This window comes from Chromobacterium sp. ASV23, from assembly GCF_016428945.1.
GTDB lineage: Bacteria > Pseudomonadota > Gammaproteobacteria > Burkholderiales > Chromobacteriaceae > Chromobacterium > Chromobacterium sinusclupearum.
Window position 1 is genome coordinate 1 of sequence record NZ_JAELTR010000147.1, and the last position, 668, is coordinate 668.

1 protein-coding gene is annotated in these 668 nt (G+C 49.3%); it reads right to left on the bottom strand.

Annotated elements, in window-relative coordinates; translation table 11 throughout:
- Positions 1 to 203: 203 nt before the first annotated feature.
- On the bottom strand, positions 204 to 668 hold a 465-nt coding region (locus JHD59_RS22000; protein WP_233164466.1), incomplete at its 5' end, for a thiamine pyrophosphate-dependent enzyme.

The window sequence follows — 668 nt, forward strand, 5'->3', positions numbered from 1 at the left end:
GAGTCTCGTGGGCTCGGAGATGTGTATAAGAGACAGGGTTAATGCTGATCTGCCTAGCCGCCTCGTTTATGGTCAAGTCGCACACCTAGTGGTAACGGTTCTTTATGCCCAAATGACCGCAAACCAACTGGCTGACCTGCTCCAAAGCCATCACATACACAAAAAAGCACCCAGCTTCCTGGGTGCTTTTTTAACACACCCATTCAGTAGATAGCATCTGCCAATGAGCGGTTGTGCTTAATCTCCTCTTCCGGAAGAAAAGGATACATATCATCTAGTGGCTTGGATTCGAGCTTGCCTTCAGCATTGCGGAAAGTAGAAGCCTTAGGCGAGATCCACTGTTCGGAAGAAAGCATCACTTCACACACCTCAGGCTCATCGGATGCCAGCACGCGGCCAAGCACCTCATCTAGGTCGGAATGCTCTAACAACTTAGAATAGCCAAGCCTATACGCTGCCGCCAAATTCTGGAAATCAGGATTGAAGACATTGGATTGAGGATTGGCACCCACATAGCGAGAATTGAACAAATTGTCCTGTGTCGCCTTGATCGAGCCATAGCCATCATTATTAAAGATGAACACCTTGATCGGCAGCTTGTTGGCGCCAATGGTGAGCAACTCCTGGCTGTTTAGCATCACGCCGCCGTCACCAGCAATGCACAGTAC